The 25,599-nt window shown below is 32.2% G+C and carries 27 protein-coding genes; 25 read left to right on the top strand and 2 right to left on the bottom strand.

Going from position 1 to position 25,599, the window contains the following annotated elements; genetic code table 11:
- From FA046_RS09875 to FA046_RS09785, 19 genes are all read left to right on the top strand, one after another.
- The gene (locus FA046_RS09875; protein WP_169303347.1) at positions 1–1,380 is read left to right on the top strand and encodes an OprD family outer membrane porin; all 1,380 of its coding nucleotides are present in this window, start codon (positions 1–3) and stop codon (positions 1,378–1,380) included.
- A 4-nt stretch (positions 1,381–1,384) separates the two neighbouring features.
- Positions 1,385–1,798, top strand: coding sequence for a DUF6691 family protein (locus FA046_RS09870; RefSeq protein ID WP_136826241.1), 414 nt, complete (start codon positions 1,385–1,387; stop codon positions 1,796–1,798).
- A gap of 15 nt (positions 1,799–1,813) precedes the next feature.
- Positions 1,814–3,046 carry an MFS transporter gene (locus FA046_RS09865; RefSeq protein ID WP_136826240.1) on the top strand — a complete coding sequence of 411 codons (1,233 nt, stop codon included), beginning with the start codon at positions 1,814–1,816 and terminating at the stop codon, positions 3,044–3,046.
- A gap of 33 nt (positions 3,047–3,079) precedes the next feature.
- Positions 3,080–3,541 carry a DsrE family protein gene (locus tag FA046_RS09860; RefSeq protein WP_205943632.1) on the top strand — a complete coding sequence of 154 codons (462 nt, stop codon included), beginning with the start codon at positions 3,080–3,082 and terminating at the stop codon, positions 3,539–3,541.
- A gap of 309 nt (positions 3,542–3,850) precedes the next feature.
- Positions 3,851–4,918: a c-type cytochrome gene (locus FA046_RS09855; RefSeq protein ID WP_136826239.1), complete on the top strand. Its 1,068-nt coding sequence runs from the start codon at positions 3,851–3,853 to the stop codon at positions 4,916–4,918.
- Positions 4,919–4,957: 39 nt separating this feature from the next.
- Positions 4,958–6,688: a bifunctional metallophosphatase/5'-nucleotidase gene (locus FA046_RS09850; RefSeq protein WP_136826238.1), complete on the top strand. Its 1,731-nt coding sequence runs from the start codon at positions 4,958–4,960 to the stop codon at positions 6,686–6,688.
- Positions 6,689–6,816: 128 nt separating this feature from the next.
- Positions 6,817–8,166 carry an MBL fold metallo-hydrolase gene (locus FA046_RS09845; protein WP_136826237.1) on the top strand — a complete coding sequence of 450 codons (1,350 nt, stop codon included), beginning with the start codon at positions 6,817–6,819 and terminating at the stop codon, positions 8,164–8,166.
- A 38-nt stretch (positions 8,167–8,204) separates the two neighbouring features.
- On the top strand, positions 8,205–9,083 hold the full coding sequence (locus tag FA046_RS09840) for a sterol desaturase family protein (protein ID WP_136826236.1): 879 nt from the start codon (positions 8,205–8,207) through the stop codon (positions 9,081–9,083).
- A gap of 21 nt (positions 9,084–9,104) precedes the next feature.
- Positions 9,105–9,710, top strand: a complete 606-nt coding sequence (locus FA046_RS09835) for a TlpA family protein disulfide reductase (protein WP_225870912.1) — start codon at positions 9,105–9,107, stop codon at positions 9,708–9,710.
- Positions 9,711–9,804: 94 nt separating this feature from the next.
- On the top strand, positions 9,805–10,209 hold the full coding sequence (locus FA046_RS09830) for a hypothetical protein (protein ID WP_136826235.1): 405 nt from the start codon (positions 9,805–9,807) through the stop codon (positions 10,207–10,209).
- Between the two features lie 78 nt (positions 10,210–10,287).
- Positions 10,288–11,364: an efflux RND transporter periplasmic adaptor subunit gene (locus tag FA046_RS09825; RefSeq protein WP_136826234.1), complete on the top strand. Its 1,077-nt coding sequence runs from the start codon at positions 10,288–10,290 to the stop codon at positions 11,362–11,364.
- A gap of 1 nt (position 11,365) precedes the next feature.
- Positions 11,366–12,622, top strand: a complete 1,257-nt coding sequence (locus FA046_RS09820) for an ABC transporter permease (protein ID WP_136826233.1) — start codon at positions 11,366–11,368, stop codon at positions 12,620–12,622.
- Complete coding sequence (locus tag FA046_RS09815) at positions 12,622–13,317, top strand: ABC transporter ATP-binding protein (RefSeq protein ID WP_136826232.1); 696 nt, start codon at positions 12,622–12,624, stop codon at positions 13,315–13,317. The genes FA046_RS09820 and FA046_RS09815 overlap by 1 nt, the downstream gene beginning before the upstream one ends.
- 12 nt (positions 13,318–13,329) lie before the next feature.
- Entirely contained in the window at positions 13,330–13,779 is a 450-nt protein-coding gene (locus tag FA046_RS09810; RefSeq protein WP_136826231.1) for a DinB family protein, read from the top strand.
- A 103-nt stretch (positions 13,780–13,882) separates the two neighbouring features.
- Positions 13,883–14,623 (top strand): SDR family NAD(P)-dependent oxidoreductase, encoded by a 741-nt coding sequence (locus FA046_RS09805; protein WP_136826230.1) that lies wholly within the window; start codon positions 13,883–13,885, stop codon positions 14,621–14,623.
- 40 nt (positions 14,624–14,663) lie between these two features.
- On the top strand, positions 14,664–15,488 hold the full coding sequence (locus tag FA046_RS09800) for a phosphatidate cytidylyltransferase (protein WP_136826229.1): 825 nt from the start codon (positions 14,664–14,666) through the stop codon (positions 15,486–15,488).
- Positions 15,481–16,056, top strand: coding sequence for a CDP-alcohol phosphatidyltransferase family protein (locus tag FA046_RS09795; RefSeq protein WP_136826228.1), 576 nt, complete (start codon positions 15,481–15,483; stop codon positions 16,054–16,056). Before FA046_RS09800 ends, FA046_RS09795 begins: the two co-directional genes overlap by 8 nt.
- A gap of 135 nt (positions 16,057–16,191) precedes the next feature.
- Positions 16,192–16,716 (top strand): YciE/YciF ferroxidase family protein, encoded by a 525-nt coding sequence (locus FA046_RS09790; protein ID WP_169303346.1) that lies wholly within the window; start codon positions 16,192–16,194, stop codon positions 16,714–16,716.
- 136 nt (positions 16,717–16,852) lie between these two features.
- Positions 16,853–17,527 (top strand): BON domain-containing protein, encoded by a 675-nt coding sequence (locus FA046_RS09785; protein ID WP_136826226.1) that lies wholly within the window; start codon positions 16,853–16,855, stop codon positions 17,525–17,527.
- A 930-nt stretch (positions 17,528–18,457) separates the two neighbouring features.
- Here FA046_RS09785 and FA046_RS09780 read toward each other — a convergent pair.
- Positions 18,458–18,922, bottom strand: coding sequence for a hypothetical protein (locus tag FA046_RS09780; protein ID WP_136826225.1), 465 nt, complete (start codon positions 18,920–18,922; stop codon positions 18,458–18,460).
- A gap of 218 nt (positions 18,923–19,140) precedes the next feature.
- Here FA046_RS09780 and FA046_RS09775 point away from each other — a divergent pair, with 218 nt between their 5' ends.
- Complete coding sequence (locus tag FA046_RS09775) at positions 19,141–19,422, top strand: YtxH domain-containing protein (protein ID WP_136826224.1); 282 nt, start codon at positions 19,141–19,143, stop codon at positions 19,420–19,422.
- A 45-nt stretch (positions 19,423–19,467) separates the two neighbouring features.
- Positions 19,468–20,448: a 1-phosphofructokinase family hexose kinase gene (locus FA046_RS09770; RefSeq protein ID WP_225870911.1), complete on the top strand. Its 981-nt coding sequence runs from the start codon at positions 19,468–19,470 to the stop codon at positions 20,446–20,448.
- A 27-nt stretch (positions 20,449–20,475) separates the two neighbouring features.
- On the opposite strand, the gene FA046_RS09765 is transcribed toward FA046_RS09770, so the two are convergent.
- Entirely contained in the window at positions 20,476–21,537 is a 1,062-nt protein-coding gene (locus tag FA046_RS09765; RefSeq protein WP_136826223.1) for a response regulator, read from the bottom strand.
- Between the two features lie 251 nt (positions 21,538–21,788).
- Here FA046_RS09765 and FA046_RS09760 point away from each other — a divergent pair, with 251 nt between their 5' ends.
- From FA046_RS09760 to FA046_RS09745, 4 genes are all read left to right on the top strand, one after another.
- On the top strand, positions 21,789–22,712 hold the full coding sequence (locus FA046_RS09760; RefSeq protein ID WP_136826222.1) for a universal stress protein: 924 nt from the start codon (positions 21,789–21,791) through the stop codon (positions 22,710–22,712).
- Positions 22,699–23,535 carry a universal stress protein gene (locus FA046_RS09755; RefSeq protein ID WP_136826221.1) on the top strand — a complete coding sequence of 279 codons (837 nt, stop codon included), beginning with the start codon at positions 22,699–22,701 and terminating at the stop codon, positions 23,533–23,535. Before FA046_RS09760 ends, FA046_RS09755 begins: the two co-directional genes overlap by 14 nt.
- A gap of 126 nt (positions 23,536–23,661) precedes the next feature.
- Positions 23,662–24,093, top strand: coding sequence for an Hsp20/alpha crystallin family protein (locus tag FA046_RS09750; protein ID WP_136826220.1), 432 nt, complete (start codon positions 23,662–23,664; stop codon positions 24,091–24,093).
- A 105-nt stretch (positions 24,094–24,198) separates the two neighbouring features.
- A complete protein-coding gene (locus FA046_RS09745) occupies positions 24,199–25,599 on the top strand; it encodes a L,D-transpeptidase scaffold domain-containing protein (protein ID WP_136826219.1) in 1,401 nt (466 codons plus the stop codon).

Genomic DNA, 25,599 nt, shown 5'->3' with positions numbered 1-25,599 from the left:
ATGAAATTTTTATTTGCAACATTTCTTTTTTTAGGATTCAGTTTACTGGTGAATGCAAATGGATTTTCTGTAAATGATCCGTCCGAAATAGATACCGTTAAAAACGCTAAATCGTTTTTTGCGGAAGGAAAGGTTAATGGGCATTTAAGAAATTATTTTATGAGTACCATTAACCATAAAGAACTTACAGATCATTATGCAAATGCAATTGGTTTTGAATTGGCTTATGAAACAGCTAAAGTGAAAGGATTCAGTTTAGGAATTGCAGGGCTTTTTACATTTAATACTTTTTCTTCAGCATTAGATAAATTAGATACAGTAACAAATAAGACTGCAAGATTAGAAACAGAATTATTTGATATAGAAGATCCAGCAAATAAATCTGATTTAGACCGCTTAGATGAACTGTTCTTAAAATATGAGCATGAAAAATTTGATTTACTTATAGGCAGGTTTACGTTTGATTCTCCTTTAGTTAATTCTCAGGATGGGCGAATGAAACCTTATAGTTTGCAAGGTTTAAATGCTAATTTTAATTTATCCAATTCAAGCAAATTAAAATTGGGCGTATTTAATAATTTTTCTCCTAGAGGTACTGTAAAATGGTATAATATAAACGAAGTTTTAGGGATTTATTCAACTGGCAATAATCCTGATGGAACTGTTTCAGGTTATAAAGAAGAGGTACATTCTAAAGCTTTATTTATAGCCGGTATAGAAAAAAACATAGCTAATCATTTAAAAATTGAGGTTTGGGATTATTTGTTAGATCATGTGGTGAATACTATTTACTTAAAAAGCGAGCTGATGATTTCCAATTCGTTTGATTTAGGTTTAGAAGTACAAAAGCAAAACCAGATGAACAATGGGGGTAATGACGAATTATCTAAAACTTATTTTGCACAAAACCACAGTTTTCTTTACGGTTCCAAAATAGGTTTTCATAAGGATAATTTAGAATTGTCTTTAAATTATTTGAAAATAACAGATGAAGGGAGATTTTTATTCCCAAGAGAATTTGGTAGAGAACAATTTTTTGTAACCGTACCAAGGGGTAGGATAGAGGGTTTATCAAATACCTCAGTTTTAATGTTTAAATCAAAATTTCATTTTAATAAGCAATGGGAGTTGGATTTAGATTTAGGAGAGGGATGGCTTCCTTCCTACAATAATTTTGAGCAGAATAAATATAGTGCATCTAGCTATCATAATGCAGTGTTAAACTTAGTTTATACTCCAAAAACTAAATTGCTAGATGGTTTCAACTTTAAGTTGCTATATGTTAGCAAACAAGGGAGCAAAGAGAATATTCCTTTAGCTAATCAATATTACAATATCAATTATCACAATATAAATTTTATCACACAACTTAATTTCTAAAGAAATGAAATCTATTAAATATATTTTAGCTGGGATACTTTTCGGCATCATTATGAGTAAATCAGAGGCTATCTCGTGGTTTAGAATTCAAGAAATGTTTCGTTTTCAATCATTTCACATGTTTGGCATTATTGGCACAGCGGTAATATTAGGGGCTATATCTGTTTTTATTATCAAAAAATTAAAGATTAGAGACACAGCAGGAAATCCTATCGTATTTCAAGATAAAGAACAATCTTATGCTCGTTACATCATAGGCGGAACTATTTTTGGTTTAGGTTGGGCTTTAACAGGTGCTTGTCCGGGTCCAATGTTTGTAAACTTAGGTTATGGCTACATTGCTATGTTGGTTGTCATATTTGGGGCTTTATCTGGTACTTACCTTTACGGTTTAATAAAAGATAAATTACCTCATTAAAATCATTTATCTTCTATGATACAGCAAGGATTAAAAGAAAATTTAAGTCAGTTTTGGTTATTAATATTGGTGAATGCATTTGTGGGTGCAATGGTAGGTTTAGAAAGATCTGTTATTCCTCAATTTGCTTCCCAAGTATTCAATATCAATGCTGGCTTTGCTGTATTTTCATTTATCATCGCTTTTGGATTAAGTAAATCTATAGCCAATTTGGTTATGGGTTATTTAACTCTAAAATTAAGTAGAAAAAGTATTTTAATGTTAGGATGGCTTTTTGCCTTACCCGTACCCATTATCCTTATTTACGCCCCCAGTTGGAATTGGATTATTTTTGCTAATGTTTTATTGGGGCTTAACCAGGGTTTGGCCTGGTCATCTACAGTGGTGATGAAAATTGATTTGGTTGGCGAAAAAAATAGGGGTTTAGCCATGGGATTAAATGAGTTTTCGGGCTATTTAGCAGTTGGTTTAGCAGGTGCTTTAACGGGCTACACCTTAAGTACTTTTTCTAATTGGACTTATGTTTTTTTTCCGGGGATTTTATTTGCCGTAATGGGTTTATTGGTTACCCTATTTTTTGTAAAAAACACCGAGAAATTAGTTGATTTAGAAAACGTAACCAATAATGTTAATCCGCTAAAAAATATTTGGAAAGAAACCACTTTTAAGCATCGTAATTTAGGCGCTGTTACCTTAAGTGGCTTTACAAATAATTTAAATGATGGCGTTTTATGGAGCATTTTGCCCATTTTATTACTCACTAAAAATTTCTCTATCACAGAAATCAGTATTTTGGCAGGTATTTACCCAACAGCTTGGGGAATTGGGCAACTTTTTACAGGCAAAATGGGCGATGTTTTTTGTAAAAAGCAATTGATTAGTTTAGGGATGATGTTGCAGGCCTTAGCTATTTTTCTACTTATTTTTAATCAAAGTTTTATTTATCACGCTGTAATATTGGTAGTTTTAGGCTTAGGGACAGCTTTGGTTTACCCTAACTTTATCACCGTAATTGCCGAAAACTCAAATCCTAAACAAAGACCCCAAATATTAAGTATATTTAGATTTTGGAGAGATATGGGTTATGTTGCAGGTGCCGTTTTAGCCGGATTAACTTATACTTATTTAGGTTTAAATTATACCTTAATAACAGTAGCAGGAATTACACTTTTGGCAGGCATATATTCGGAGTTTAGAATGTGTTGCACCAAAAAAGTTTTATGGAAAACTGTATCTTGCTTTGAGTGATGATTTAATTTAACAATTTTTAAAATATAGATGATGATGAATATTAAAGTGTTGTTTTTTTTGCTGGTAGCTATTGTAATGGTAAAACCTACCTACGCTCAATCAAATGAAGAGCTTAAACAGTTTAATGATGCGGTTTCAAAAAAGTCAAAATATAAAGTAGTTTATCAGTTAAATACAGATAACGCTCAGGTGATTGAAAGCACTTTAAATAATATTGGCAATTCCTTAGCTGATGTTACCTTAAAAGATAAGCTAAAAGTAGAATTGGTAGTACATGGCGGTGGTTCTGTTTTGTTTATGAAAGATCATCCTTATGAAAAACAATTACTTGCCCTTAAAGAAAAAGGAGTAATTATGGTGCAGTGCTTAAACTCTATGAAAAAAAGGAAACTTACTAAAGAACAAATGTTTCCTTTTATATTTTATGTAGAAAGTGGCAACGCCGAATTAATTATCAGACAACAGCAAGGCTGGGCTTATATTCATCCTTAATTTTTCTTCTCTTTTTCAATTTTATTATTGAATATATTTTAACTACTTATTAATCAAATAAGTAGTTATTTTTTTGACTAAAATTTATCGACAATCTCAAAAACCTTGGTTAGCCTTCTATGTGACTTTTGTCACTATAAAGACAATTTATTATCTCTATTTTCACATTCAAATCAATTATATTACAGCTTAAGATATTTAAAAGCATACAGACTTAAACTGAAATTCATTTTATGAAATTCAATTTTAAGATTGCTATTAAAATGTTGTTAAAATAACTACGACTAATTAAATAAAATTTCAAGGAAAATGAAAAGTCAGCAACACCTTAATGAAACTGAAAAAGCGATAGTGGTTTTGTCTAGAACAACAGCGCTGATTGCTTTATTTTTTATGGTTATTATAGGAATTTTCATTAGCGTAATTATAGATACGGGGTTTGGCAAAAAAGAATTCTTAGCTAAACAAGTCACTTCCGAAACTGCAATTACCAATGTAGAAACCGTAGCGCAAGTAGATAATACCTGGAAAGCACCCTTAGAAAGCACCATTCCTGCTGGTAAAGAAGGTGAAGCAATTTTATATGGGAAAGATTTAATTGCCAATACTTCCACTTATTTAGGTCCTAATGGCAAAGTTGCTGCAATTTCTAACGGAATGAATTGCCAAAACTGCCATAATGATGCAGGTAAAAAACCTTGGGGCAACAACTATTCGGCAGTTTATTCTACTTATCCAAAATTTAGAGCTCGTTCTGGCACTAAAGAAACTATTGTAAAAAGAATTAATGATTGCTTTGAACGCAGCTTAAATGGAAAAGCCTTAGACAGCACTTCTAAAGAAATGACCGCCATGATTGCTTATATAAAATGGTTGGGCACCAATGTAAAAAAAGGAGAAAAGCCAGAAGGAGTGGGCATACAAAAACTTGCTTTTTTAGATAGAGCTGCTGATGCGCAAAAAGGAGCCGCTATATATGATACTAAATGTGCATCATGCCATGGCAAAAATGGCGAAGGTTTGTTAAACGTTGATAAAACCGGATATACTTATCCACCTATGTGGGGTAAAAATAGCTATAATGACGGTGCTGGACTTTATCGCATCAGCAATTTTGCTGGTTTTGTAAAAACCAATATGCCATTTGGAGTTACCTATCAAAACCCAATATTAACAGATGAAGAATCATGGGATGTAGCTGCTTTTGTTAATTCTCAACCTCGTCCGCATAAAAATCAATCTAAAGATTGGAAAGATTTTGCCCAAAAACCTGTTGATTTTCCTTTTGGCCCTTATGCAGATCAGTTTACCGAAAAGCAGCATAAATATGGCCCTTTTGAAGAAATTGTGACAGCTCAAAAGTTAAAATCTAAATAAACCACCTAAAGTATTTATTAATAATATTTAAAATTTAATATGTCTGAAAATAAATTAGAATCATGTAATTGTAGCAGCAATAGAAGAGGCTTTTTAAAGACAGCTGGTTTAGCCGGTTTAGCACTTTCTGGTTTGCCACAGGTAGCATCAGCTATTTCTTTAGACCCTAATCAGGAAAAAGAAATTCTGAAAAGTAAAGCCGTCCAAGATGGAAAAGCAAAACATATTACTTTACTGCATACCGCAGATATACATGCTCAATTGTACACTCATGATGAATTCTTTTGGGAAAATGAAAAAGCCATTTATAAACAAAGAGGTGGTTTTGCAGTCTTAAAGACGATGCTTAACACTCTTAAAGCTCAAAATCCAGAACATACTTTAGTTATTGATGGTGGCGATTGTTTTCAAGGTGGAGCGGTAGCTGCTTTAAGTGAAGGAAAGGCAATAGTTCCATTAATCAATAACATTGGATACGATTTGGTATTGCCAGGAAATTGGGAAGTAGTTTATGGTAAAGAAATGATGCGCAAAGATATGGGCGGTTACCATGCTCAAAAAATTTGTGCCAACATGTTTCATCAAACCAAAGACATAGAAAATGGGGATTTGATGTTTCCACCTTACTGGACAAATTACATGGCTGGCATTAAAGTTGGTTTTATAGGTTATAATGATCCATTAACCCCAAAAAGGCAATCTCCAGCTTATAGCGAAGGCATCAACTTTACCAAACCCGAGCTTAATGTTGCAAAGTATGTACGTATTTTAAGAGATTATGAAAAATGCGAAATGGTTTTTTTAGTCACCCACATGGGGCTTGCCCAACAAGTAGATTTAGGAAATCATATAGCTGTTGATGGCGTAGATTATATTTTAGGTGCCGATACGCATGAAAGAGTAAGAAAGCCAATAGAAACAAAATATACTAAGGTTACCGAGCCAGGAGCTTTTGGTTCTTTTATATCTAAGCTGGATATTGTGATTGAAAACGGAAAAATAAAGGAGCATAGCTATCAGTTATTAGATGTTGACCCAGAAAAGTATCAGCCTGATCCAGAAATGTTAGACTTGGTACAAAAAGCCAGAGCCCCTTATCAAAACAGATTAGATGTGGTAATTGGTAAAAGTAAAGTTCCGTTGGTGAGGTATTATGTATTAGAAAACCCAATGGATAACATGATTACCGATGCCATTATGTGGAAATTTAAGCCAGATATTGCTTTAAGTAATGGTTTTAGATTTTGCCCGCCTTTAGTGCCAGATTCAAAAACCGGGATGGCCGATATTACTTATGAATTTTTATGGAGTATGTTGCCGGTAGAAAGTGTAGCAAAAACTGGTGAAATTACCGGTAAGCAACTTTGGGATTGGTTAGAGAAAGAATTGCATAATGTTTTTGCTGATAATCCGGCCGAACGCTTTGGTGGTTGGGTGATTCGTTTTTGTGGGATGGAAATTAACTTTACAGCGGGTAAGCCAAAAGGAAGCCGATTAAATTGGGTAAAAGTAAAAAGTAAAAAAGTAAAAGAAGATAAAGTTTATAGTGTAGTTGCTTGCGAAAGAGAAGGCGATCCTGATGATACTTTATGTAGAATAGATCATGTAAATTTCCCGCAAAAGTTAGGCTATACCTTGCATCAAATTATGATAGAATATTTAGCTGTACATTCGCCTGTTTCTCCTAAAATAGAAGGAAGGGTAACCGCAACAGATCAGCCTCAAAATGTATTATCGCAACTAGAAGGGTATGATTATAAATTTATTTAAGCTAATTTTTGGTGCTTAAAAAGGTTATTACAAATTATTGACATTTAGAAGTCAACTAAGTGATAAACATCACACAGTTGGCTTCGTTTTATAATGAAATTTGCATATCAAATAAATTAAAAGTGATTATGAAGATTCAACAGTTTGAAGATAAATATTTGGCACATTACAGTTATGCCGTTTTAAATGAATCAAAAAAGGAAATTGTTTTGGTAGATCCATCAAGAAATCCACAGCAATATTTTGATTTTGCAAAAGAAAACAATGCACAAATTGTAGCCGTAATAGAAACGCATCCTCATGCAGATTTTGTAAGTAGCCATTTAGAGGTACATCAAAAAACAGGTGCTAAAATTTATGCGCATAGCTTAACAGGAGTAAGTTATCCTTTTGAAGCTTTTGATGAAGGCGCAGAGTTAAATATTGGCGATATTAAATTTAAAAGTTTGCACACCCCCGGGCATTCGCCAGATAGCATTTCAATTGTATTAAATTTTGAAGGTAAAGATCATGCTGTTTTTACAGGAGATACTTTATTTATTGGTGATTGTGGCCGTCCAGATTTACGTGAAGGAGCTGGTAATTTACAGGCAAAAAGAGAAGAGTTGGCGCAGCAAATGTATCACTCTTTAAGAGATAAATTAATGACTTTAGATCATGAAGTTTTGGTTTATCCGGCTCATGGTGCGGGTACACTTTGTGGTAAAGCTTTAAGTAGTGCAAACAGCAGTACTATTGGTGCCGAAAAAATCACCAATTGGTCTTTACAAGATATGAGTATTGATAATTTTGTAACCGAATTAACTACAGATCAACCATTTATTCCTAAATATTTTGGTTATGATGTTGATTTGAATAGAAAAGGAGCTCCAGAATTTAAATCGGCTATAGAAAAAGTAAAAATCTTAAATCAACCAGCAGTAGCAGATTTAAATCCAGAATATGTGATTATTGATGCCCGGTCTCAAGAAATATATAAGCAGGGGCATTTACCAAATTCTTATAATATACAAGCCGGAAACAAATTTGAAACTTGGTTAGGCAGTATCATTTCTCCGGGAGAAAAGTTTTATTTATCGGCTTCAAATCAAGAGCAATTAGAGGAATTGATAGAAAGATCTGCAAGTATTGGCTATGAATCTTTTATTGAGGCCGCTTTTATTGCCGTAGCCGGAAATGAACAAATTGATTTAGTTGATGTTAATCATTTTAAAAACCATCAAGATGATTACAGCATTATTGATATCAGAAATACTACCGAGTTTAAAACTCAACCCATATTTGAGAACGCCAAAAACATTCCTTTAGGCGAGTTAAGAGAAAGGGCGGGAGAGATAGCAACTGATAAACCAGTAATTATTCATTGTGCCGGAGGTTATAGAAGTGCAGCCGGAAGCAGTATTGTAAATGAAGCTATAGGAGATAAAACTAAAGTTTATGATTTAGGTGAAGCGATTAACGAATTTTATAAGCACTAAAAAAGTAGATACTGTAGCCTCAAAAAAGAGTTTATTAAATGGATAAATATCTAAAAATCATTCAGGAATCTTATACCGGTTATTGGAATTACTTGGTTAATGAAATATTGTATCCATCATGGAGTAACTATTTTTATTGGCTAATTGGTCTTTCATTATTGGTTTGGATGCTTGAAATCATCATCCCCTGGCGAAAAAAGCAAGCTGTTTTTCGTCAGGATTTTTGGATGGATGGTTTCTATATGTTTTTTAACTACTTTTTATTTTCATTAATTGCTTACAATGCCATTTCAAATGTAGCTGTTACTGCTTTTAATGATTTTATAGGATTATTTGGCGTAAAAAACTTAATCGCTTTTCAAATACAATTATGGCCAAATTGGGCGCAACTGTTGCTTTTATTTGTCTTTGCAGATTTTATTCAATGGAACGTTCACCGCACTTTGCACCGCATTCCATGGATGTGGGAATTTCATAAAGTCCATCATTCTATAAAGGAAATGGGTTTTGCTGCACATTTACGTTTTCATTGGATGGAATCTGTTTTTTATAAAACGGCTCAATATATTCCATTAGCTATGATTGGTTTTGGACTACAAGATTTTTTTATTGTGCATATTTTTACCACTGCAATTGGCCATTTTAACCACTCCAACCTTAATATTTCTTACGGACCTTTAAAATACATTTTTAACAACCCAAAAATGCATATCTGGCATCATGCTAAAACATTACCTGATGGCTCTTACGGAGTAAATTATGGGTTAACATTAAGTATTTGGGATTATATATTTAAGACCAATTATATCCCAGCAGAAGGCCGAGACCTAGAGCTAGGCTTTAAAAACGATGAACAATTTCCTAAAGATTTAGGTACGCAATTGAGTTATCCGTTCTTAAAAAATCGTACAAACTAGTTTTCAATTAAATTTATGATCATGAAAAAGAAATGGTTGACAAGTTCAAACATTACCACAGCAATTATGCTGATATTTTTAATCACCTTACTGGTAAGCCCTCAAGTAAAAGGTTTTTTTATACAGGGTTTAATGAAAATTGGATTATTTCAGCCAGATGTACCTAAACAATCTGAAGAAACAGCTTCAACTTCAGAGGCTTTGGTTGAAGAAAATAGTGAAGTTATCCTTTTTAAAAATGAAGCTGGCGAAATGGTGAATCTTGCAGATTTAAAAGGTAAAGTAGTTTTTATTAATTTTTGGGCTACTTGGTGCCCTCCTTGTATTGCCGAAATGCCTTCTATTAATAAGCTTCAGCAACAATTTAAAGACAATAAAAATGTTGTGTTTTTAATGGTTGATGTAGATAATAATCTAGAGAAATCGATGAAATTTATGAAGAGTAAAAAGTTTGATTTAAAGGTTTTTACACCCGCTAGTCAAATTCCGCCAAATTATTTGGGTGGCTCTATTCCAACAACTTTACTTATCAATAAAAAAGGAGAAATAGTTTTTAAACATGAAGGCGGTGCCGATTATACCAACACAGAATTTGCAACTTATTTAGACAAAATGAGTAAAGAATAAAGCCTCTGTTGATGATTATCATAAATCCATTTGATAATCATCAGCTGATTCTTGTTTTTAGCTGCTGATCTTTAGATTTTAAAGATAACAGCTGATGAATACTACCTTAATTAAACCATTTACCCAAATATTACCTGATTTTGGTGAGCAAAATCAGAAATGGAATTACGATTTAATATTTGTTGAAAACGAAACTCGTTTTATAAACAGATTATTACAAAAAGTAATGCTTATTTCTCCTTTAGATGATGCCTCAAAAAAAATTAAAGACATTAATTCCAGAATTTCTAAACTTGATGAAATTATCAACGAGTTAAAAAAAATAATAGCTCATACTCAAGATTATGCTCAAAAAAAATCTCAGCAAAGCACTCAAGAGCAATTAAATCATATAGAGAAATTATTTGCGGATGACAAAAAAATTAAGAGAGAATTATATGCTATAGTTGATGAGCTTGTGGTAGAAAATAAGCATAATAATTTAACTAAAAGCAATTGATTATTTTGATTTAAAAGAATTATTGAGGCATTTTTAAGGTAAATTTGATGATAAAGAGATGCTTAATTCTTCAAATTAATGGTCAAACCAATTCTATTTATTTTACTACTTTTTATAGGCTCTTGTACTTGGAAACAAGAAAAAATTAAGCCCAGTATTGAAAACATTTCAGAATCTATTTATGCATCTGGAATGGTTAAAAGTGAAAACCAATATCAAGCATTTGCAACTGTAAACGGCATCATCAATAAAATATTTGTGGCCGAAGGCGATACTGTTAAAAAAGGTGCAATTATTTTAACCATCTCTAATGAAACACAACAGCTAAATAAAGATAATGCAGCTCTTACTGCCGCTTTTTCAGCTATTGAGGCTAATAAAGGTAAACTCGAAGAAGCCAAATTAGCTATTGGCTTAGCCAGAGATAAAATGAAAAACGATTCTTTATTACTATCCAGACAAAACACTTTATGGAATCAAAATGTAGGTACAAAAGTAGAATTAGAACAAAGAGCATTAGCTTATCAAAATTCTAAAAACGCCTATTATTCCGCTTTGGTGAGGTTTAATGATTTAAAACGTCAGTTAAACTTTAACTCGGCACAATCCAAAAACAACCTTCAAATATCAAATAAATTAGAAAAAGATTATCTGCTTAAAAGCGAAATTAATGGGATAGTTTATCAAATTCCATTAAAAGTAGGGGAATTTGTAAATGCGCAATTACCGCTTGCCGTTATTGGCGATGCTAAAAATTTTATTTTGGAAATGCAGGTTGATGAATATGATATTTTAAAAGTAAAAAAAGGTTTGCCGGTTTTGGTTACCATGGATACTTATAAAGGACAAGTTTTTGAAGCTTCGGTTACTAAAATTAATCCTTTAATGAACGAAAAAAGTAAGACTTTTTTGGTGGAAGCCCAATTTATAATTACGCCTAAAACTATATATCCCAATACCTCTTTTGAGGCTAATATTGTGGTTCAATCTAAAAAGAAAGCTTTACTTATCCCCAGAAATTACTTAATGAAAGATAATAAAGTAATTAAAGAAAATGGTGATACTGTAACTGTAAAAACCGGATTAAAAGATTACCAAAAAGTGGAGATATTATCAGGTTTAACCGCTGCAGATCAACTTATAAAGCCATTATAAGATGTATAAATTAATAGCAAGCGTATCTAAATCGCTATTATTAGCTAGGTGGAAACAAACTTTAGTGGCTGCTATTGGTGTTACTTTTAGCATCACTATGTTTATTACTTTGCTAAGTTTTATGGCAGGTTTAAATGATTTATTAGACGGCTTAATTATTAACCACACCGCACATGTAAGGTTATATAAAGAAATAAAACCTGCCCAAAAGCAACCTATAAACCAATCTCAACAATATAAACAAGATTATAATTTTGTAAGCTCTATAAAACCTAAAAGAGAGCGCTTAGAAATTCAAAATAATGCTGCCATTTTAAAAGCTTTGCAAAATGATGATCGGGTTTTAGGCATTGCACCAAAATTAACCGCTCAGATTTTTTATAATGTTGGCGCCATAGATTTAACTGGTGTAATTAATGGAATTGATATTGAAGAAGAAAACAGGTTGTTTTTCTTTAATGAAAATGTAACCGAGGGTAATTACTTAGATCTTAAAAACATACCCAATAGCATTATCTTAGGTAAAGGAGTTGCCCAAAAAATGTTGGCCAATATGGGTGATGTAATAAGAGTAACCACCTCAAAAGGCGAACGGGTTCAGTTAAAAGTAGTTGGTTTTTTTGAATTGGGTTTACAAGATGTTGATAATGTACAAAGCTATGCGTCTATTGCTACCACTCAAAAATTGCTTGGCGTATCTAATAATTATATTACTGATATTCAGGTAAAACTAAAAAATATTGAAATAGCCCCACAACTAGCAAAAGAGTACCAACAATTATTTGAGGTAGATGCGATAGATATTCAAACCGCTAATTCTCAGTTTGAAACAGGAAGCTCCATAAGAACACTCATTTCTTATACGGTGGGCATTACTTTGCTAATTGTTGCAGGTTTTGGAATCTATAATATTTTAAATATGATGATCTATGAAAAAATGGATGCAATTGCCATACTTAAAGCAACAGGATTTTCGGGTAGCGATGTGCATCATATTTTTATAACCATAGCCTTAAGTATTGGCATTTTTGGTGGGCTGCTAGGTTTGATTTTTGGTTTAGGTTTATCATCCATTATAGATCAAATTCCGTTTAATACGGCCGCTTTGCCAACCGTAAAAACCTATCCAATAAACTATAATCCAAAATTTTATTTCATAGGCATCGTGTTTTCTATTATTACTACTTATTTAGCCGGTTACCTTCCTTCTAGAAAAGCCAGTAAAATAGATCCTGTAATTATTATAAGAGGTAAATAATGACGAAGCAAATTATACTAGAGACCCATAATATCTCAAAATATTTTCATGAACCTTTAACCGTACAGGTATTAAAAGATATTAATGTCTCTATCAACAAAGGCGAATTTGTTTCTATAGTAGGGAAATCTGGATGCGGAAAATCTACCTTGCTATATATTCTTTCTACCATGGATACCGATTTTGAAGGCGAACTTTTTATTGATCAAATGAGCATGAAAGGTAAAAGCGAAGCAGAATTGGCTCGAGTTAGAAATGAACAAATTGGCTTTGTATTTCAGTTTCATTACCTGCTTAATGAGTTTAGCGTTTTAAAAAACGTGATGTTACCCGGTTTAAAACTCAATAAATACACCAAAGAAGAAGTAGAACATCGGGCAATAGAAAAATTAAAAATTTTAGGGATTGAGCATTTAGCACTAAAGAGTGCTAACCATATTTCTGGTGGAGAAAAGCAAAGAGTGGCTATTGCCAGGGCATTAATAAATGATCCAAATATTATTATGGGCGATGAACCTACTGGTAATTTAGATAAGAAAAATGGGGAGTTGGTCTTTCATATTTTTGAAGAACTCACTAAAGAATTTAATCAAACTTTATTAATGGTTACCCATGATGAAGGCTTTGCAAAAAGAACAGACCGAGTGATTGAAATGGAAGATGGGAAAATTATCAATATAGACCAATACACCTAAAAATAATAGATTATGAATACCACACAAGCTTACCTGCAAACCTTAACAGAAGCAAGAACAAGATTTTCTAATTTGCTTATCGGTTTAACAGAAGATCAACTCACCAAAAAATTAGTAAATACAAAAAACAGCGCTGGTTTTTTAATACGCCATATTGCTGATGTAGAATTGTTATTCGCTAAAAACGTATTTGGTTTTTTAGAATTATCTGTACAAGCAAAAACGGTAATTGCTCAACATGATACTGGCGAATGGACAAATCTTGAAGAACTGTTAGCTTATCAACAACAGGCTTTTGATCAACTAAAATCAATTATAGAAAAACAAACCGATACAGATTGGGCTCAAATTATTACCACAAAAGAGTTTGGTACAAAAACTAAAGCAGAAGCCGTAGGCCGCATTATTTCTCATACTGCTTACCATGCCGGGCAACTCTCCCTTACTTTAAAATACGGTTAATATGATGAATATCAATTGCTAAGCTATTTTTGGTTAAGTAACCTTTAAGGGTGTCAACATAAATTTGTCTTTTAATATAATTTGAAAGATAAAATTTACCAAAATGAAAAATAAAACTGTGATTGTAACTGGAGCTGCTTCTGGAATTGGGAAAGCTACAGCAGAGTTGTTTGCAAAGCAGGGAGCAAGTGTGGTATTGTCTGATATTAATGAATATGAAGTAGAAGCTGTTACCAAAAACATACGTTACTTGGGTGGAAATGCATCGTCTTTTAAAGCCGATGTTTCTCAGCCAGAAGAGATGAAAGAACTGGTTAATTTTGCTGTAAAAGCTTACGGAAAGCTTGATATAGCTGTAAATAATGCTGGAATATCTGGCGAAATAGAGCCACTCATTGACCTCACCATTGAAGACTTTCAGCATGTAATTAATGTGAATTTAAACAGCGTTTTTTACGGTCTTAAATATCAAATACCTGCCATGCTTAAAAACGGAAGAGGTAGCATAATTAACATTTCATCTATTTTAGGTGCCGTTGGTTTTGCAGGTTCATCAGCCTATGCGGCAGCAAAACATGGGGTAGTGGGGCTTTCTCAAAATGCAGCTTTAGAATATTCGGCATTAAATATTAGGGTGAATGCTGTTGGCCCTGGATTTATTGATACGCCCATGTTAAAGGTTTTAGATAATGGGATTAGAAGCCAAATTGTAGCATTGCATCCTATTGGGCGTTTTGGGAAAAGTGAAGAAGTTGCCGAATTAATTTTATGGTTAGGCAGCGATAAAGCATCATTTGTAACCGGTAGTTATTACCCGGTAGATGGAGGTTATTTAGCCAGATAATTGCTCAAAACATCATTAATGCTATTCTAAATTGTTCACCATGAATAATTTTATCAAACGAACAATTACCGGAATTGCCTTAATATTGGTGATTATACCATCAATTTATTTTAGTGTTTACAGTTTTATTGTTTTACTCTTAACCATTAATACACTCGCTTTATTAGAGTTTTATGGTTTATTTAGCACTAAAGAAGTTACATCTAGAAAATTTGCAGGTCTTCTTTTATCAATCGGGTTAATAATTACTACTTTATTAGTAAGTATTGATCATAGCCAATGGAAAATTTTACTCATTAACATTCCTCTGGCATTTGGCATTTACCTTACAGAATTGTATCACTTTGCAAAAAATCCATTTTACAATTTAGCATTTACTTTTTTAGGCGTTTTTTACATCACTATTCCTCTTTGTTTTTTAGTAGCCATTGCTTTTTTAACAGATAGGCAAGGAAGCTATCAATATCAAATTATTTTAGGTTATTTTTTGATGCTATGGACCAGCGATTCTTTTGCTTATTTAGTAGGCAAAAGCTTTGGTCATTTAGCTTTATTTAAACGCGTTTCACCATTAAAAACATGGGAGGGAAGTGCCGGTGGTTTTGTGGCTACTTTATGGATAACCTATCTTATTAGTTTATACTTCACCATTATTAGTCCTTTAGATTGGCTAATTATGGCCTTAATTGTAGTTGTAACAGGTACTTATGGAGATTTTATTAAATCGCTTTTAAAAAGAAATCTTAATATTAAAGACACCGGAAATATTTTACCAGGTCATGGCGGAATGTTAGATCGTTTTGATTCTCTTTTAGGATCAGCCCCTTTTGTTTTTAGCTATTTATTGTGTTTTAAATATGAATAAGCACATTTATTATATGGTAAATGCCATTACTGCTTATAGATTAATAGCAGCACCCATATTGCTGCTGTTAATAACAAATAACCAGCTAAAAACATTTTCAATACTGCTTTGCATTAGCTTTTTTACCGATGCCATAGATGGTTATTTAGCCCGAAAATATGATGTGAATAGTTTATTGGGTGCCAAATTAGATTCTGTTGCTGATGATTTTACTATTGCGGTAGCTATTATTGGTATCATAGCGTTTGAACCCGATTTTTTATGGGATCAAAGCATTTTTGTAATCACATTATTGATATTATATATTTTACAGCTCTCTATTTCCTTAATTAAATATCATAAAATGAGCAGTTTTCATACTTATTTGGCTAAAGTAGCCGCTGTATTACAAGCTGCATTTTTGATTTTGTTTTTCATCATCGGGCCTATTTATCCGCTGTTTTATTTCATGGTTTTAGTTACCGCTTTAGATTTGTTAGAAGAAATTGTTTTAGCTTATTTATTACCAAAATGGGAAGCCAATGTTAAAGGTTTGTATTGGGTATTGAAAAGGAAATATTTAGGATAACTTATGAAATTTATTATGATTTAGATGAATCAATTTACTTTATAAAATTGACACTTATCATTCTGCTGTTTGATTCAAATCAGGCTCTACTTGTGGCTTAACCTATACTTTTGTGATTATAAAAACAAATAAATCATGGAAAATACGCCTTCAATAGCCACCCTGCATCATCTATTGGATTTTGATGCCTCTAAGTTTACAAATGCAGAAATACGTTTAAAAACCAGTTTAGGAGAATGGCTTATGAAAGCCGATTCGGTAAAATTAAAAATGGTACTCCAAAAATATCTTGATTTTGTAGATCAACATGTTAAAAAGATGGAGAAATTTTTTGAAGACGAGCAAATGAGTTCTCTAAGTCTTAACAATCCAGTAATGCAGGCTTTAATTGAAGATGCTGATGAAAAGCTGTCTTATTGTACAGATGCTGAAGTAAAAGATGCTTGTATTTTAGCTTTTATTCAAGTAATTAATCATTACAAAATTAGCTTATACGGTACTGCAACAGCTTACGCCAACATGTTAGATATGGAAAGAGCTGCTGTTGTTTTTCACGAGGCCGAAATTAATGAAAAGCAAATTGACGATCGTTTATCTCAACTGGCCGAGTATGAAATCAATCGTAAAGCTAAAGCGCCTATTAAAATTGATCAGGTTTAAGAATTTCGCGAAACAGAATCAGCGATATTACCTATCACAATCAACAATCAGTTTGATTCTGATCATCTCGCAAAAATTCAATTAACTGTTACTTTGTTCAACAAAATAAATTAACAAAATTTTAAAATTTCAGATTATGAAAACTGATATCGAAATCCAAAGAGATGTAATGGAAGAAATTAAATGGGAACCATTCTTAAATGCTTCGGAAATAGGAGTGGCTGTTAAAAACGGTATCGTAACCTTATCAGGAATGGTTGATAATTATTCTAAAAAAGCATCGGCAGAAAAAGCCGCTAAAAGAGTAGTTGGCGTAAAAGCAGTGGCCGAAGAAATTCAGGTTGGTCTTTCTCCAAGCTTTAAAAAATCAGATACTGAAATTGCCGAAGCGGTATTAAATGCTCTAAAATGGCATACAGCAGTACAAGAAGAAAAAATTAAAATTAAGGTAGAAGATGGTATTGTGAAGTTAGAAGGAGAGGTAGAATGGGAATACCAACGTACCAATGCCAAAACAGCTATTGAAAACTTATCTGGTGTACGGTCTGTAATTAATTTAATTAACGTAAAACCTAAAATTACATCTACAGATATTAAGCAAAAAATTAACGCTGCTTTTCATAGAAGCGCAACTATAGATGCTGGAAAAGTAACGGTAGAAGTAGAGGGCAGTAAAGTTACCCTTACCGGAAAAGTAAGATCATTTGTGGAAAAAGAAGATGCCGAAAGAGCCGCTTGGGCTGCACCTGGTGTGATCAGTGTGATCAGTAAAATAGAAATTGAAGTTCCTGAATTTGTTTTTGAGGAATAAAGAAACATTCTACCTATGAATGAACAGGCAGGGAGTTGGCTTCCTGTTATACATGGAGCTAATTCCCTGTCGAAAAGCTGTCTCATTAGATTGAGGCAGCTTTTTTATGGATTTGCGGTGAAAATTAACCACAAAGTAATCCGTGAAATCCTAATAATCCGTGTTAAAAATTAACCACAAAGCCCACAAAAAATTCACAAAGAGAACAGAGGAAATGTCGGCAATTTAGCATTCGTGAAAATTCGTGAAATTCGTGGCAAAAAATAACCAAATAGAATTAACTCAATAATCTGTGAAATCCTTATAATCTGTGTCTAAAATTAACCACAAAGCACCCAAAGAATTCACAAAGAGAACAGAGGATATGTCGGCAATTTAGCATTCGTGAAAATTCGAGTTGAAAATTAACCACAAAGTACACAAAGAATTCACAAAGCCCACAGAGGGAATGTCGTCAATCTATCATTCGTGAAAATTCGTGAAATTCGTGGCAAAAAATAACCAAATAGAATTAACTCAATAATCTGTGAAATCCTTATAATCTGTGGCAAAAAATCAACCACAAAGCCCACAAAGAATCCGCAAAGCCCACAGAGGGAAGTCGTCAATCTATCATTCGTGAAAATTCGTGAAATTCGTGGCAAAAAACAACCAAATAGAATTAACTCAATAATCTGTGGCAAAAATTAACCACAAAGCCCACAAAGAATTCACAAAGAGAACGGAGGAAATATCGACAATCTAGCATTCGTGAAAATTCGTGAAATCCGTGTCTAAAAATTAACCACAAAGCCCACACAGAAAAAATATATTGCTATTTATCAAACTCAATTTATTTCAACATCTTATCAAATAATAGTGATTTACATCATAAGACGCCAAAATAAATTAAGCTTGATTTATAAATTTGATAGAGAATTAAATACTGATTTATGCGTTTTCTTTGATGCCTAAATTTAGCCTTCTTTTAGTATCTTCAAATTTAAGGCTCCTAAAAAAATCTTTAACTTTTTGTATTAATTGGTTAGGCGTTAATTTATTAGCACTTTCTAAACCTACAATTTTGCATGGAAAATGCCGACCTTCTTTATCAATCAAATTCACTAAGCCTTGTTTTGCTTCACCAGGGCCAAAAATATAGGCGTATTCTTCTTCTTTTAAACGATTGATAATCTTTTTTAAAAATTTATGCTGATTAAGTCGTTCATGGTTTTGTTTATCAGCCTGACTAAAAGGTATATTATTAAGGCGAGTGATATTATTTTCGCCTGTTATATGTTCTTCTGATTTTAACTCTTCAACCAATACTTGATCTGTTAATTTAACTAAATAGGCATGTTTGTAATCCATCCAAACTCCTACAATTCTGTCAGGGTGATAGGTATTTCTTTTCATTTTCTATACTCTAATTAAATGCTAATTGTATTGAATATAAACTTATCATATAGTTAAGATATTGGTATTGATGCAGATCAAATAGACGGTTGATTATGATTTTAAAAAGCATTTTAGCTTAAAAAATCAAAACCATTTTAAATCAAAATTGAGTAAAATCAAATTAACGCTTGATGTAAATCAGCGCTATAAAAACCATCAATCTTTATGTTTGTAACATGAAAAATAACTTAATCACCATGAAAAATTCAGGGAAAATATTGTTGGGTTTTATTATTCTTTTTGCTGCAGGGGCAGCTTTAGGAACTTTGTTTGCTCCTGATAAAGGAAAAAGAACCAGAAGAAAAATTGTTAAAAAAGGTAAAGGACTCTTTAATTCTTTTAGTAATAGTTTAGCCGATGGAAAAGAGAATTTAGAAGAAATTAGAGATGTTTTAAAAGATAATTTAGAACAAGTGAGTAATAAGATTCAGCGTTTTCCAAATAAAATTAATTCGTAAAAACAAGACACTATTTGATTTAAACCCAATAAAATAAGGTGCTTTATGCGAGGTGAAATTTTAACCACAAGACACACAGAGGTTACAAAGCCAGAAATGGCTGCAATTGTTACCATCACCTTTAGTCCGGCAATTGATAAAAGCACTACTGTGGTAAAATTAATTCCCGAAAAAAAATTAACCTGTTCAAACCCAGTATATGAACCCGGTGGAGGTGGTATTAATGTAGCAAGAGCCATCCATAAACTTGGCGGAAACGCCACCGCTATCTATTTTGCAGGTGGCTATACCGGTAAAACATTTAGTAAATTATTGGCCAATGAGCTGGTAGAATCTATTATTATAGAAACTAAAGAAAATACCCGAGAAAATTTAATGGTTTTAGAAACAGCATCTAACCAACAATTTCGTTTTGGTATGCCTTCTACAAAACTGTATAAGCAAGAATGGTTAACTTGTTTAAGCATCATTAAAGGTTTAAAAAATGTAAAATACATTGTCTCTAGCGGCGGCTTATCTCCAAATTTACCCGATGATATTTTTGTACGGTTATCAAAAATTGCTCGTAAAAAAAATGCAAGGTTAATTATTGATACCTCTGGTGAAGCTTTAAAAAAGGCCATAAAAGCAGGCGTTTATTTAATAAAACCCAATTTAAAAGAACTTAGTTCTTTGGTAGGTAAAGAGGAGATAAAAGTGACTGAGGTAGAAGAAGTAGCTAAAGAAGTGATTAATAATAGTAAATGTGAGGTGGTGGTGGTTTCTTTAGGTGCCTCTGGAGCGTTATTAATTACTAAAAATGAAACCATTAGGGTAATGCCTCCAAAAGTTAAAATTAATAGTACCGTTGGTGCCGGTGATAGTATGCTGGCTGGCATTGTTTTAAGCTTGGCTAATCATAAAAATTTAACAGAGGTTATGCAATATGGAGTGGCTTGTGGCACCGCTGCCACCATGAATTTAGGTACACAGCTTTGCAAAAAAAAAGATGTTTTAAGCTTGTTTAAGATGATACAGCTTAAGTAAGCGTTAGAATAACAAAATAGTGAAATTTTAATAGAGTAGATTTCTCAATCTTGCCTCATTTAAAACAACAATTTTGCCTCCATCTTGTACGTCTATCAGTTTTTCGCCTTTAAATTCTTTAAGTGTTCTTATCATAGATTCTGGTGCCGAGCCAATTACATGAGCCAAATCTTCTCTCGACATTTCTATCACAGACATTCCCTTAATCTTATTCTTAAATTTATCTGCTACTTCTATAATACCAAATGCCACTTTTTTTCTTAGCGAATTATAAGCCATATTTAGCAGCTTATCTTCTTTTTCATGTACGTTATGCGATAGCAATTCTATAAATTTTCTGGCTACATTAATATCATGATTAATCAATTCAATAAAATCATTTCTGGGAATTAATATCAATTCAGCATCTTCAATTACCTGAACACTTTCTGTATAATTTATCTCTTCAATAATTGCTCTGTAACCAATAAAATCTCCGCTGGTGTACATGTTGGTAATTAATTCTTTTCCATCCTCATGCAGGCGGTATTCTTTAAGTTTTCCAGAAACCACATAATAAACCACTGAAGGACGCTGATCTTCTGAAAAAAGTAAATGCTTTTTAAGATAAGTTCTTATTTCTCTGTTTTCGGTTTTATGCTCTTTATCTCTTGCACCAACAAGATGTTCTAAAACCTCGGTACTTTTAGCATTATTAGAAAAATTGCTTCTTTTATTGGTTTCAGCTTTTTTCAATCTTAATGATACAGCGTTTAAAAGATCCACCTCATTTAAAGGTTTTACTAAATAATCATCGGCACCTAACTCCATTCCCTTACGTATGTCTATCAAATCTTTTTTTCCACTAAGAAATAAAAAGGGGATAAATTTAGTTTCGGGGTAGCGGCTTAAAATATGTAAAACTCCATAACCATCAATGCCAGGCATCATCACATCACATAATATCAAATCCGGACTTTCTTTTAACGCTTTTTCAATTCCTGCTTTTCCATCTGCAACGGTTATTGCAGTATAATCTGATAATGAAAGTATTTCGGCAATATTCTCTCTCAAAAAATCATCATCTTCTATAATCAGTATTTTTTTCATCAGGATAAATATATTAGGTGACCAAGAATTTCAAATATTTTAAATCCATTTAAATGATTAATTGATAGCATTTTAAAAGAAATATGTCAATTAAAAGATTAATCGTTTTGTAAATAGATAGAAAGAATAAGAATGTTGCAATTTCCTAATTTTAATATCCCTTTAGTTTAATATGAATCAATAGGATGATTGATTTTGATCAATAAACAAATGCTTAAGCTGATAGAACTTTATAGAAAATAATAAGAATTATGAAAACGATATTGTTACTAACAGATTTTTCTGAAAAATCACAAAACGCTGCTGAATTTGCATGGCAATTAGCTTCAAATGCAAATGCTAATCTTATTTTTTATAATGCCTATTACGTTCCTCAAGGGACAGTTTTTGCCGGAATTTATACCTCTTATTATTCAGATTTTACAGGCTTTAAAAAAGAAAGCATGAAAAAACTAAAATTTCAGGCAGAAAAAGTGAAAGAAAAATTTGCACACACCAAAGTAAAGCACATTCCACAAATTAAATGTGAAAATGAAATTGGCGATTTAGGAGATAACATTCATAACTTTTTAGATAAAAAAGATATTTGGATGATTGTTATGGGTGACAAAAGAACTGATGGTTTTTTAAATCATATAATATATACCAGTGATACCAGAGAAGTTATTGCTAAAGCTAAATGCCCAATTATGCTGGTTCCGCAACATGCACAATTTACAGGATTTAAAAAGTTAGTTTTTACCTCGGCAGAATTTGACCAAAATGACTTAAAAACGTTAGATTTTTTAGCCGAATTAGCCGATCCTTTTAAATCAGAAATTATTGTTACTCATGTTTCTCCAAAGCATAAAAAAGAAGATGAAATAACTAAACTGCCAAAAGATGTTTATACAGCTTGGTCTGAAATGAAATATAAGAAACTGTCTTTTCATGAAATGAAATCAGAAGAGGTAACAGAGGCTATTATGAAATATGCTCATGTTGAGGATATTGATTTAATTACCCTTATTCATAAAAAATATCCATTTTTTGAAGATTTATTTCATACCAGTACCACCAAAAAGATGTTAGACTATCATAAAATACCTTTGTTAGTTTTTCCGTCTGATTTTCGTTTAGAAGAAGATACAAAACAAAAAACAACTAAGAAAAAGCTCCAATATGAAAAAAGTTAGTGCTGCTTTTGACGGTTTAAAATTCTCTGAAGGTACACTTCAACATGCAATAGAACTGGCTAAACAAAGTAAATCATTACTTTCTGGAGTTTTTTTGGATGATTTTACCTATCACAGTTATAAGCTATTTGATATGGTTGGTAGCCAAGGTGTATCTAAAGATAAAATGAAACATTTGCTTACTGCTGATAAACAAACCCGACAAAAAGCAACCGATCATTATGAAAATGAGTGTAAAAAGGCTCAAATTAATTATGTTATTCATCATGATAAAAATATAGCCATACATGAATTAATTAAAGAGAGCATTTACTCTGATATAGTTTTAATTAGTGCAGACGAAACACTTTCACATTTTGAAGAAGAGCCACCCACAGGTTTTGTTAAAGATTTTTTAATGCATGTAGAATGCCCGGTAATGATTATTCCTAGAACGTATCATAAAATAGAAAAAGTGGTATTGCTTTATGATGGTAGCATTGCGTCTGTTTTTGCCATTAAAATGTTTAATTATATGATGCCTTGGATGCAAAATTTAGGTACAGAAGTTGTCACCGTTTTAGATCCTGAAAAAGAAAAACATATCCCTCAGGCTAATTTAATTAAAGAATTTGTTGATTGTCATTATCCAAAAGCCATATATACGGTACTTAAAGGTGATGAAAAGAAAGAGATTCCCGCATATTTAAAGAAAATTACCAATAATACACTGGTTGTTTTAGGTGCCTACCAAAGAGGGGCTATTTCTATGTATTTTAAAGCGAGTATGGCAGATTTACTGATGGAAGAATTAGATATTCCTTTATTTATTGCACATAAATAAACATTCAAATAACTCTTAAATTGATCAATATCAGGTATAAACACAACCTCAATCAACTTGGTTTTAAGCTTTACTTAGCAACTTTACATCAATAATAAAATATTAAAAATTCAAAATATTAGAACTATGAACACTTTAATGAAAACATCCACTATGCCTACGTTTAGGTCGCTTTTAGAAGACTTTTGGAACACTGAAAATTTATTTGACCTATCCCTTTTAAGAAAGGATTCTTTACCGGCGGTAAATATTAAAGAAAACGACCAAAGTTTTGAATTAGAAGTAGCTGCACCCGGCTATGAGAAAAAGGACTTTAAAATTGATGTTCAAGATGGTATTTTGAATATCTGTGCTGAAAAATCAGAGGAAAAAGCCGAGGAAGACACCAATTACACCCGAAAGGAGTTTTCTTATTCGTCTTTTAACAGATCTTTTACCCTTCCTGAAAACGTAAATTCAGAAAAAGTACAGGCTAAATATGAAAATGGACTTTTGTATTTAACCTTAAAAAAGGCCGAAATTAAGGAAGCAAAGAAAAACTTGATACCTATTGAATAACATCCAAAATTTTGTGATTAATTTTTTTTAAGGATAGAGTTTAACAGCTTTATCCTTATTTTTTTTATTCAAAAATGAAAATTATACAAACTTGTTTTTTGATACATGGAAACCCCAAATTGCTATTTATCATCCCTAAAAATATTGTGGATTATGGTTTTGTTGCTCACACAAAACTTAATTTCAATACCTGCCCAAGGTTTTCAATTTAACGTAGAAAATCAATTAAATAAAGCTGTAAAAGAGCATCAATTAAAGTTTCCAATACTCACTCAAAAAATTTACCGAGATAGAAACTATCAATCTATTTGGTTTAATATAAATGGTAAAACTCCATTAATATGGGATGCTGTAAATTTATTAAAAGCAGCACCTCAATACGGTTTAAACCCAACAAATTATCATTGCAACCAGCTTTCTATTAACACTATAAATAACGCTATACAAATACCTATTAATGATGATGTTAAACCTATAATTGATGTGTTGATTACCGATGCTATGTTAGCTTTTACAGCGCATTTACGTTATGGAACAATCAACCCATCTACACCATTATTAGCTATAGATAAAGAAACATTTAAGGGTTTTAAAGTAGATTCTGTTTTAGAAGTAGCTATTAAAAATCCAAATTTTAAGAACACCATATTAAGTGCACAACCCAATTATTTAGGCTATAAAACACTTCAGCAACAGCTAGAGAACTTAGTAAAAAACCAAACTGGCGATTGTGTTGGGATAACAGATCATCACATTCAACTTTTTTTTGCAAATATGGAAAGATGGAGATGGTTAAGTCCGGTAAAACAACCTTACATTATTATTAATATCCCTGCTTTTAATCTTACTTATTATGATGGAATTACCGAGCAAAACTTTAAAGTAATTATTGGAAAATCAAATACAAAAACCCCGGTTTTAAGCAGTAAAATCAGATTTTTTACCACCGCCCCAGATTGGACAGTTCCACGAAGCATTCTTGTTAAAGAGCTTTTACCAAGTGCTATCAAAAATAATTCTTACATGGCAAATAATAATTTTAACATCTATGATAAATATGGAAATTACATACCAGCAACCCATAATAATTTGTTAAAGGTGAGGGCTAATCCGTCTGAATATACGGTAAAGCAATCTCCCGGACCCGATAATGCTTTAGGGCAAATTGTATTCAATTTTGATAATTCTTATGCTGTTTATTTACATGATACGCCAAACAGAAGTTTTTTTGATAAATCAGAAAGAGCTTTAAGTCATGGCTGCATAAGGGTAGAAAATCCGGATAAACTGGTAGAGTTTTTTTTAAAAAATGATCAGGCTACTGAAATATTACCCGAGGTGTTAAACGCTATGGAAAAGTACAAAAGGAAAAGGGTTTACCTAAAAAAACCTATTCCAATTACGGTAACCTATTTAACAATGGAGGTGAAAAATGGCGAACTACAAACTTATAAAGACTTGTATCAAAAAGATAAAAACCTAATAAAAGCATTAAAACTTAATTGA

This window comes from Pedobacter cryophilus, from assembly GCF_005116455.1.
In the GTDB taxonomy this organism is placed as follows: Bacteria; Bacteroidota; Bacteroidia; order Sphingobacteriales; family Sphingobacteriaceae; genus Pseudopedobacter; species Pseudopedobacter cryophilum.
Note: the sequence above shows the minus strand (reverse complement) of the source record. Positions and strands in the feature narration are given on the sequence as shown.

Excerpts from the sequence above, each read along its gene's own strand:
- FA046_RS09840 (WP_136826236.1), top strand. The coding sequence starts at position 8,205 with ATGGATAAATATCTAAAAATCATTCAGGAATCTTATACCGGTTATTGG.
- FA046_RS09855 (WP_136826239.1), top strand. The coding sequence starts at position 3,851 with ATGAAAAGTCAGCAACACCTTAATGAAACTGAAAAAGCGATAGTGGTT.
- FA046_RS09800 (WP_136826229.1), top strand. The coding sequence starts at position 14,664 with ATGAATAATTTTATCAAACGAACAATTACCGGAATTGCCTTAATATTG.
- FA046_RS09760 (WP_136826222.1), top strand. The coding sequence starts at position 21,789 with ATGAAAACGATATTGTTACTAACAGATTTTTCTGAAAAATCACAAAAC.
- FA046_RS09780 (WP_136826225.1), bottom strand. The coding sequence starts at position 18,922 with ATGAAAAGAAATACCTATCACCCTGACAGAATTGTAGGAGTTTGGATG.
- FA046_RS09850 (WP_136826238.1), top strand. The coding sequence starts at position 4,958 with ATGTCTGAAAATAAATTAGAATCATGTAATTGTAGCAGCAATAGAAGA.
- FA046_RS09875 (WP_169303347.1), top strand. The coding sequence starts at position 1 with ATGAAATTTTTATTTGCAACATTTCTTTTTTTAGGATTCAGTTTACTG.
- FA046_RS09745 (WP_136826219.1), top strand. The coding sequence starts at position 24,199 with ATGGAAACCCCAAATTGCTATTTATCATCCCTAAAAATATTGTGGATT.
- FA046_RS09825 (WP_136826234.1), top strand. The coding sequence starts at position 10,288 with ATGGTCAAACCAATTCTATTTATTTTACTACTTTTTATAGGCTCTTGT.
- FA046_RS09755 (WP_136826221.1), top strand. The coding sequence starts at position 22,699 with ATGAAAAAAGTTAGTGCTGCTTTTGACGGTTTAAAATTCTCTGAAGGT.
- FA046_RS09795 (WP_136826228.1), top strand. The coding sequence starts at position 15,481 with ATGAATAAGCACATTTATTATATGGTAAATGCCATTACTGCTTATAGA.
- FA046_RS09820 (WP_136826233.1), top strand. The coding sequence starts at position 11,366 with ATGTATAAATTAATAGCAAGCGTATCTAAATCGCTATTATTAGCTAGG.
- FA046_RS09765 (WP_136826223.1), bottom strand. The coding sequence starts at position 21,537 with ATGAAAAAAATACTGATTATAGAAGATGATGATTTTTTGAGAGAGAAT.
- FA046_RS09830 (WP_136826235.1), top strand. The coding sequence starts at position 9,805 with ATGAATACTACCTTAATTAAACCATTTACCCAAATATTACCTGATTTT.
- FA046_RS09750 (WP_136826220.1), top strand. The coding sequence starts at position 23,662 with ATGAACACTTTAATGAAAACATCCACTATGCCTACGTTTAGGTCGCTT.
- FA046_RS09785 (WP_136826226.1), top strand. The coding sequence starts at position 16,853 with ATGAAAACTGATATCGAAATCCAAAGAGATGTAATGGAAGAAATTAAA.
- FA046_RS09865 (WP_136826240.1), top strand. The coding sequence starts at position 1,814 with ATGATACAGCAAGGATTAAAAGAAAATTTAAGTCAGTTTTGGTTATTA.
- FA046_RS09835 (WP_225870912.1), top strand. The coding sequence starts at position 9,105 with ATGAAAAAGAAATGGTTGACAAGTTCAAACATTACCACAGCAATTATG.
- FA046_RS09815 (WP_136826232.1), top strand. The coding sequence starts at position 12,622 with ATGACGAAGCAAATTATACTAGAGACCCATAATATCTCAAAATATTTT.
- FA046_RS09805 (WP_136826230.1), top strand. The coding sequence starts at position 13,883 with ATGAAAAATAAAACTGTGATTGTAACTGGAGCTGCTTCTGGAATTGGG.
- FA046_RS09845 (WP_136826237.1), top strand. The coding sequence starts at position 6,817 with ATGAAGATTCAACAGTTTGAAGATAAATATTTGGCACATTACAGTTAT.
- FA046_RS09810 (WP_136826231.1), top strand. The coding sequence starts at position 13,330 with ATGAATACCACACAAGCTTACCTGCAAACCTTAACAGAAGCAAGAACA.
- FA046_RS09775 (WP_136826224.1), top strand. The coding sequence starts at position 19,141 with ATGAAAAATAACTTAATCACCATGAAAAATTCAGGGAAAATATTGTTG.
- FA046_RS09790 (WP_169303346.1), top strand. The coding sequence starts at position 16,192 with ATGGAAAATACGCCTTCAATAGCCACCCTGCATCATCTATTGGATTTT.
- FA046_RS09860 (WP_205943632.1), top strand. The coding sequence starts at position 3,080 with ATGATGAATATTAAAGTGTTGTTTTTTTTGCTGGTAGCTATTGTAATG.
- FA046_RS09770 (WP_225870911.1), top strand. The coding sequence starts at position 19,468 with ATGCGAGGTGAAATTTTAACCACAAGACACACAGAGGTTACAAAGCCA.
- FA046_RS09870 (WP_136826241.1), top strand. The coding sequence starts at position 1,385 with ATGAAATCTATTAAATATATTTTAGCTGGGATACTTTTCGGCATCATT.